7 protein-coding genes are annotated in these 6,367 nt (G+C 72.6%); 4 read left to right on the top strand and 3 right to left on the bottom strand.

Going from position 1 to position 6,367, the window contains the following annotated elements; translation table 11 throughout:
* Positions 1 to 520, bottom strand: a 520-nt coding sequence (locus CWC38_RS10515) for a hypothetical protein (protein ID WP_206059896.1), incomplete at its 3' end; no start/stop codon positions are given.
* A gap of 183 nt (positions 521 to 703) precedes the next feature.
* Here CWC38_RS10515 and CWC38_RS10510 point away from each other — a divergent pair.
* Positions 704 to 1,270 carry a hypothetical protein gene (locus CWC38_RS10510; RefSeq protein WP_121846687.1) on the top strand — a complete coding sequence of 189 codons (567 nt, stop codon included), beginning with the start codon at positions 704 to 706 and terminating at the stop codon, positions 1,268 to 1,270.
* A gap of 152 nt (positions 1,271 to 1,422) precedes the next feature.
* Here CWC38_RS10510 and CWC38_RS10505 read toward each other — a convergent pair whose 3' ends face one another.
* Positions 1,423 to 1,638 carry a helix-turn-helix domain-containing protein gene (locus CWC38_RS10505; protein WP_121846688.1) on the bottom strand — a complete coding sequence of 72 codons (216 nt, stop codon included), beginning with the start codon at positions 1,636 to 1,638 and terminating at the stop codon, positions 1,423 to 1,425.
* Between the two features lie 227 nt (positions 1,639 to 1,865).
* Between CWC38_RS10505 and CWC38_RS10500 the strand changes: the two genes are divergently transcribed.
* The 3 genes from CWC38_RS10500 to CWC38_RS10490 are packed head-to-tail and all read left to right on the top strand — an operon-like array spanning position 1,866 to position 5,653.
* The gene (locus CWC38_RS10500) at positions 1,866 to 2,537 is read left to right on the top strand and encodes an SAF domain-containing protein (protein WP_121846686.1); all 672 of its coding nucleotides are present in this window, start codon (positions 1,866 to 1,868) and stop codon (positions 2,535 to 2,537) included.
* Positions 2,534 to 4,048: a CpaE/TadZ family protein gene (locus CWC38_RS12600; RefSeq protein WP_121846685.1), complete on the top strand. Its 1,515-nt coding sequence runs from the start codon at positions 2,534 to 2,536 to the stop codon at positions 4,046 to 4,048. The genes CWC38_RS10500 and CWC38_RS12600 overlap by 4 nt, the downstream gene beginning before the upstream one ends.
* A gap of 21 nt (positions 4,049 to 4,069) precedes the next feature.
* Positions 4,070 to 5,653, top strand: coding sequence for a sensor histidine kinase (locus tag CWC38_RS10490; protein ID WP_121846684.1), 1,584 nt, complete (start codon positions 4,070 to 4,072; stop codon positions 5,651 to 5,653).
* A 144-nt stretch (positions 5,654 to 5,797) separates the two neighbouring features.
* Here CWC38_RS10490 and CWC38_RS10485 read toward each other — a convergent pair whose 3' ends face one another.
* A complete protein-coding gene (locus CWC38_RS10485) occupies positions 5,798 to 6,046 on the bottom strand; it encodes a WhiB family transcriptional regulator (RefSeq protein ID WP_085107600.1) in 249 nt (82 codons plus the stop codon).
* Between the last annotated feature and the right edge of the window lie 321 nt (positions 6,047 to 6,367).

The raw sequence follows: 6,367 nt of genomic DNA, 5'->3' as shown, positions 1-6,367 counted from the left end.
CGCCCGACGGGGACGCACTGCTCGGGGTCTCTGGGGTGCTGGACCCTGCACCGGGAGATTGTCCCGGGGCGGTGTCGGAAGCACCTTCCGTGGGCGGGGCGAGCTGCTCCGTGCCGGGGGCCGCGGGTGCCCAGAAGGGGTCCGGGGCGGCGTCGTCCGCGTGGGCCGGGCTGAACGCGAGGAGCTGGGCGCCCACGAGAGCGGCCGCGGTGCGTGCTACGAAGCCGGGGGTCAGCCGGGCGGCCCAGCGCTCGACCGGGTGCCACCGCAGGGTGCGGGCCAGCGCGCCCACGCACACCATGGCGAGGCCGCCGATCCACCACCCGGCCACCGCAAGGCACAGGGCGGACGTGAGAGCGGCGAGGGTGAGCTGTGGGTCGTTCCCCGTGCCGGAGGCCTGGAGCCGGAGGACGTGGGACCAGCCGAGCGCGCCGGCCGTTCCCGCGACCACGGGAACCGCGAGCCACAGTGCCGGTGCTCGGTGCGCGGCCGGTTGAGCGGTGCAGTGCTGCTGGCCCATGTTATCTCCGATGATGTCGTTTGATGTCGTTTGACGTTTTTAGATCATCCAGGGAAGCGGGTCGGGAGTCAATGATCCATGCGGAGGCATGCAGATTCGGCGCTAGTGCGTCTGGGAGGGGCGCAAGCCGATCCGTAGTCTCGGGACGGAGCGGCGGCGACACGGGCGGGAACAGGAGCGGACATGCGGTGGGACGACCTCTTCGAGGACATGGAGGCCCAGCTCGCACAGGCCCGCCTGCGCATGGCGGAGCAGGAGGCGGTCGAAACGGCGCGAGCTGAGCTCTCCCGCCTCACACTGCTGGAGCGACTGGCCGCGCACCGGGACGGCCCCGTCCGCGTGCGACCCGCCCACGGGGACGTGCTCGAGGGCGTTCTGGACGGCGTGGGCTCCGGCTGGGTGGTGGTCCGGGAGGGTCACGTGCAGCACCTGGTCCCGCTGCACGCCGTCGCGTGGTGGGAGGGGCTGCCGCGCCGGTTCGAGGTGCTGCCGGAGCGCTCGACCATTCGCAGGCTCGGGATGGGTCACGTGCTGCGCGCCCTGAGCACCGCGCGGGTGCACGTGCGGGTGGTGGTGCAGGAGCATGCCGGGCACGGTGAGCTCGAGGGCACGGTGGACGCCGTGGGTCAGGACTTCTTCGACGTGGCGGTCCACCCGCAGGACCAGTTCCGCCGACGCCGCGCGGTCATGACGGTGCGCACCGTCCCGTTCTCCTCCGTGGTGCTCGTCTCGTCGCTCGACGCGGGGTGAGCCGCGCCGGCGCGCGGAGGTGCGCGGCGGGGTCGTTGCCCGAGGGGGAGCGTCGACTCCGCCGCCGGGCCGCAGCCGACCCGTCGGGTCTCCGCCGACCGGATGTGCCGTGCCCTCGGGGAGCGACCCGCTCTGGCGCGCGCAGTTCGGTGTCAGGCCAGGGTGCCCTCCCGCACGGCCTGCTGGGTGCGCTCGTATCCCTGCTGGATGTACTCCTCCAGCTTGGCCTTCTCCACGCGCCACTGGCCGCGGCCGCCCACCTGGATGGCGGGCAACTCGCCGGAGCGGACCATGGCGCGGGCCTGGGGGACGGAGATGGAGAGGATCTCTGCGACATCCGCGAGCGTGAGGAATCGTTGCTGCGACATGCGGTGCATCACTTCCTTTGGCGTCGTTCGATGTCGATACAGGGTACTTCGTCCTGAAGTCTCTCACCTGGTGCCCTCCGGGGGCGCTTGTCAACAGCCTGCGGTCGGGATCGAGACGTGGTCACCTTTGTCCACAGGTGGCCCGTCGATCTTCCCCGGGCTTCTCCGGCCGGGCACACTCGGGGGGTGACCGGCGGGGGCCGGCACCCGGGGGAAGGACTCGAGGCATGGCAGTGAGCACACCGCGCGAGCGCACGGCACACGGTGGGAGCACCGCCGCCCGGTTCCGCAGACCGTCCTGGCGGGACCCCCGTCTGCTCGTGGGACTGCTGCTGGTCCTGCTGTCGGTCACGGGGGTCGTGCTCCTGGTCGCCTCCATCAACCGCAGCGATCCCTACTACGTGGCCGCACGGGACCTCGCGGTGGGCCAGCGCGTCACCGCGGAGGACCTCACCACCGTGGACGCGCACCTGCAGGACGCCGCCACCCAGTACCTGGGCGCGGGCGAGCCGCTGCACGAGAACGCCGTGGTCACCCAGCGCGTGGTCCGCGGCCAGCTCGTCCCCGCGGCGTCGGTCGGCACGGCGGACGCCCTCGACCGCACTCCCGTGGGCATTGCCCTGGACACACCTCTGCCCGCCCAGGCGGGACCCGGCGCGCACGTGGACGTGTGGGTGGCCACACCCCGTCCCACGGGGCGCGGCTACGCGGAACCCAAGAAACTCGTCACGGGCGCGGAGATCGCCGCGGTGGACACCCAGGACACCGCCCTGGGCGGCTCGGGCGGTGTGACCGTGCACGTCCTGGTGCGGCAGGCCCAGGTGGGGCCGCTCGTGGACGCCCTCGGCAACGACGCCAAGGTGACCCTGGTCCTGAACACCTCGGGAAGCGGCTCGTGAGCATCTCGGTGGTGACGCTCGGCTCCAGCACGTGGGAGCTCGTGGACCGTCTCGAGCGGCTGCACGGGGACGTCACCGTGGTGCGGCGGTGCCTCGAGCTCGCCGACCTGCTCGCGTGCGCGCACACCGGCATGGCCCAGGCGGCCCTCGTGGCCGAGGGCGCGGAGGACCTCACGGCCAGCATCCTGGAGCAGCTCGCGGTGAACGGGCTACGCGTCCTCGTGGTCGAGGGCCACGACAGCTCTCGGCTCGCCCGGCTCGGCGTGGAGGCCGTTCCCTCGGGGGTGTCGGGGGAGGATCTCGCCGCCCGCCTCGAGCACGCGGTGGATCAGCCGTTCCCGGACAGGACCGCGGACAGCAGCTCGGACATCCCTGCGCCACCCTCCGCCCACGACGAACCGGCCACCACCTCGTCCGGCGCTCGCCCTCCGGGCGTCCCCGCCGGTCCGGGGCCCGCGGGGTCGGCGCCGACCGGGCGGAGCGGCGTCGTCGGCCGGGGACCGGCGGTGGACGCGGGCTCCCGACGCGCCGGTGACGACGGCGAGGACGAGACGGAGTGGGTGCCCGACGCCCACGAGAACGCACCGGTCCACGAGTCCGCGCCCGACCCGCACCGCGTGGTGGCGGTGTGGGGACCCGCCGGTGCGCCGGGCCGCACCGTGACGGCACTCAACGTGGCCGCCGAGGCCGCCCTGCTGGGACACCGGGTGCTGCTCGTGGACGCGGATACCTGTGCGGCCTCCGTGGCGGCGAGCCTCGGGATGCTGGACGAGACGGCCGGTCTCGCACAGGCGTGCCGCCTCGCGGACCAGGGGCGCCTGGACCGGGAGGGGCTTGCCCGGTGCGTGAGCGCCGTCTCGGTGGCGGGGACCACCCTGGACGTCCTCACGGGAATCACCCGCGCTGACCGTTGGCCGGAGGTTCGGGGGCTGGCCCTGGACACGGTGCTGGAGCGGGCGCGGGAGGAGTACGGGCTGGTGGTCGTGGACACGGCCTTCAGCCTGGAGTCCGACGAGGAGATCAGCACTGACTTCCTCGCGCCGCGACGCAACGCGGGAACGCTGGGGGCGGTTGCGGCCGCGGACACGGTGCTCGCGGTCGGGGCCGCCGACACCCTGGGGATTCCCCGGCTGGTCAAGGCCCTGCCGGAGCTCGAGGAGGCCGCGCCGGACGTGCGCGTGGTGGTGGTCGTGAACAAGCTGCGCGCGGCGGCGGCCGGGCGCTCCGCGGCCGCATTCGTGGTGGAGGCGTGGCGGCGCTTCTCCCCGGGACACGCGATTGCCGGCACCCTGCCCTGGGACCCGGCGGCGTGCGACGACGCGCTGCTGGCCGGGGCCGTGCTCGCCGAGACGGCTCCGCGCAGCGCTCTGCGGCAGGAGTTCACGAGCCTGGCCCGCAGGCTCGTGGCGGACGGGGGACCACCCACCGTGGCTGGTCCGGGCGGAGCGGGGGAGACCGTGACGGGTACTAGGCTGGGGCGTCGGATGGGCGCGTGGCTGCGCCGCGGTTGAGCGTGAGAGAGCGAGCGTGCCATGGCATTCACCGACCCCTTGCGCCAGGTGGCGGACTTCGACGCCGGGGACGCCGAGTGGCTCCACCTGCTCGTGGGGGACTGGCAGCTGCTGGCTGACCTGGGCTTCGGAGACCTCCTGCTGTGTTTCCCGCGCGACGTGGTTCCGGCGGCCGAGAACCCCACGGGTCGGCCGGTCCCGGCGGAGGGCAGCGAATTCCTCGTGCTCGCCCACTCCCGCCCGACCACGGGACCCACGGCGTACCAGAAGGACATGGTGGGGGAGCTCGTCGGTGGGCAGGCCGCCCGGACCCTGCGCCGGGCCTGGATCGACCGGTCCATCGAGCGCGCGGGGCCCTCGGAGTGGTCGAGCCTGGCCCCCCGCTCCGTCACCCTCGTGCCGCTCGTGCGCAACAGGCGCACCATTGCGGTGGTCAGTGTCACCGCGGACCCGCAGCGCGACCGGCTGCCCTCCCGCATGGAGCTCGTGTACCGGGAGTCCGCCGGGGACCTGCTCCGCATGGCGAACCAGGGCACGTGGCCGGACTTCGCGGTGCGCAGCGACTCCCGCCGGGGCGCTCCCCGCGTGGGGGACGGCATGCTGCGGCTGAACGCCTCGGGAGTGGTGGAGTTCTGCTCGCCGAACGGACTCTCCACCTTCCGTCGGCTGGGCCTGCAGGGGGACCTGCAGGGGCAGAACCTCCTCGAGGTGGCACGCCAGCTGCCGCTCACCGCGCCGGGCGTGGACGAGACGCTCGCGCCGGTGCTCGCGGGAACGATGCCGTGGCGGGCCGAGCTCTCGGGGGTCAAGGCGTCCGCGACCCTGCGCGCCATCCCGCTGCGCCAGGGCACCGAGCGCACGGGTGCTCTGCTGCTGTGCCGTGACGTGACCGAGCTGCGGCGTCGTGACCTTCAACTGGTGTCGAAGGACGCGACCATCCGCGAGATCCACCACCGGGTGAAGAACAACCTGCAGACGGTCTCCGCGCTGCTGCGGCTGCAGTCACGCCGGATGCACTCCGAAGAGGGCAGGAACGGGTTGCGCCACGCGATGCGACGTGTCAGCTCGATCGCACGGGTGCACGAGTCCCTGTCCCACGAGATCTCCGAGGACGTGGACTTCGACGAGCTCATGCGCCACCAGGTGAAGCTCGCGGTGGAGACGGCGTCCGCGGGGCAGCACGTGCGCACGGAGGTGCACGGCAGCTTCGGCCGCCTGCCGTCCAAGAGCGCCACGTCCGTGGCCCTCGTGGTCAACGAGATCGTGGCGAACGCCGTGGAGCACGGGCTCAAGGAGCGGGACGGAACGGTGCAGCTCTCGGTGGTTCACGGGGAGGACGAGGTGTCGGAGTCCGGTGACTCGCACCGTGTGGTGGAGATCGCGATCACCGACGACGGGCACGGCATGGGCGATGCCGTCATCGAGGAGTCCGGTGTGAGCGCCTACCGCCCGCCCGCCGAGGGGGAGGGCTTGGGCATGCAGATCGTGCGCACTCTCGTGGCGAGCGAACTGCGCGGGAGCATCCGCTGGGAGCCCGGGGAGGACGGTGGGACGCGCGTGGTGATCACCGCGAGGTTCCCCCAGCCCGCGTCCGGTCGCGGCTGAGCAGAGACCCACGGGGCGGGCCACCGCCCCCTCCGGGCCGTCGACAGCTCACGAACTGCCCGGAAACGCACCACGGCCCGTGAGCCGCCGAGAGGGGCGGTCACGGGCCGTGGTGTCGAGTGCAGACCGTGCGGTGAACCGGGTTCAGGAGGCGCGACGGGCGCGGGCCGCCCGGCGCTTGAGGGCACGCCGTTCGTCCTCGCTCATCCCGCCCCACACGCCGGCGTCCTGGCCGGACTCCAGGGCCCACTGCAGGCAGGTGTCCATGACCTCGCAGGAGCGGCACACGGCCTTGGCCTCTTCGATCTGCAGCAGGGCAGGGCCCGTGTTGCCCACGGGGAAGAACAGTTCGGGGTCTTTCTCGAGGCATGCTGCGCGACTACGCCAATCCATGGGAATGACATCGCTCCTTTCACGGTCGGGGTGTGTGCCGCCCAGTGGGCACCCCGAGGAGAGCGACGGTCGGTCGCGAAGGGGAAACCGGTGGCGTGACACAGAAAAGGCCCGGGTGGTCGGGCCTTTGAGGATCTGTCATTAGTTTCCCACGTAAACACAGCGTAAACAAGAGTCTGAGCGGTACATCACATCCACCCGTCGCGGTCCCCGCAGCCGTCGGCGGTGACTCGGAGCGGACGCGGCGAACGCCGCCGTTGCCCTCACTACAGTGGGGACGTCACCGCCCCCTCCGAAAGGCCCTGCCATGAACGCCCCGGC

This window comes from Kocuria tytonicola (assembly GCF_003687455.1).
GTDB classification, from domain to species: Bacteria; Actinomycetota; Actinomycetes; order Actinomycetales; family Micrococcaceae; genus Kocuria; species Kocuria tytonicola.
This window is presented reverse-complemented; position numbering and strand designations above follow the sequence as displayed.

Coding starts and splice junctions, on each gene's coding strand:
- CWC38_RS10490 (WP_121846684.1), top strand. CDS start 4,070: ATGGCATTCACCGACCCCTTGCGCCAGGTGGCGGACTTCGACGCCGGG.
- CWC38_RS10510 (WP_121846687.1), top strand. CDS start 704: ATGCGGTGGGACGACCTCTTCGAGGACATGGAGGCCCAGCTCGCACAG.
- CWC38_RS10500 (WP_121846686.1), top strand. CDS start 1,866: ATGGCAGTGAGCACACCGCGCGAGCGCACGGCACACGGTGGGAGCACC.
- CWC38_RS10505 (WP_121846688.1), bottom strand. CDS start 1,638: ATGTCGCAGCAACGATTCCTCACGCTCGCGGATGTCGCAGAGATCCTC.
- CWC38_RS10485 (WP_085107600.1), bottom strand. CDS start 6,046: ATGGATTGGCGTAGTCGCGCAGCATGCCTCGAGAAAGACCCCGAACTG.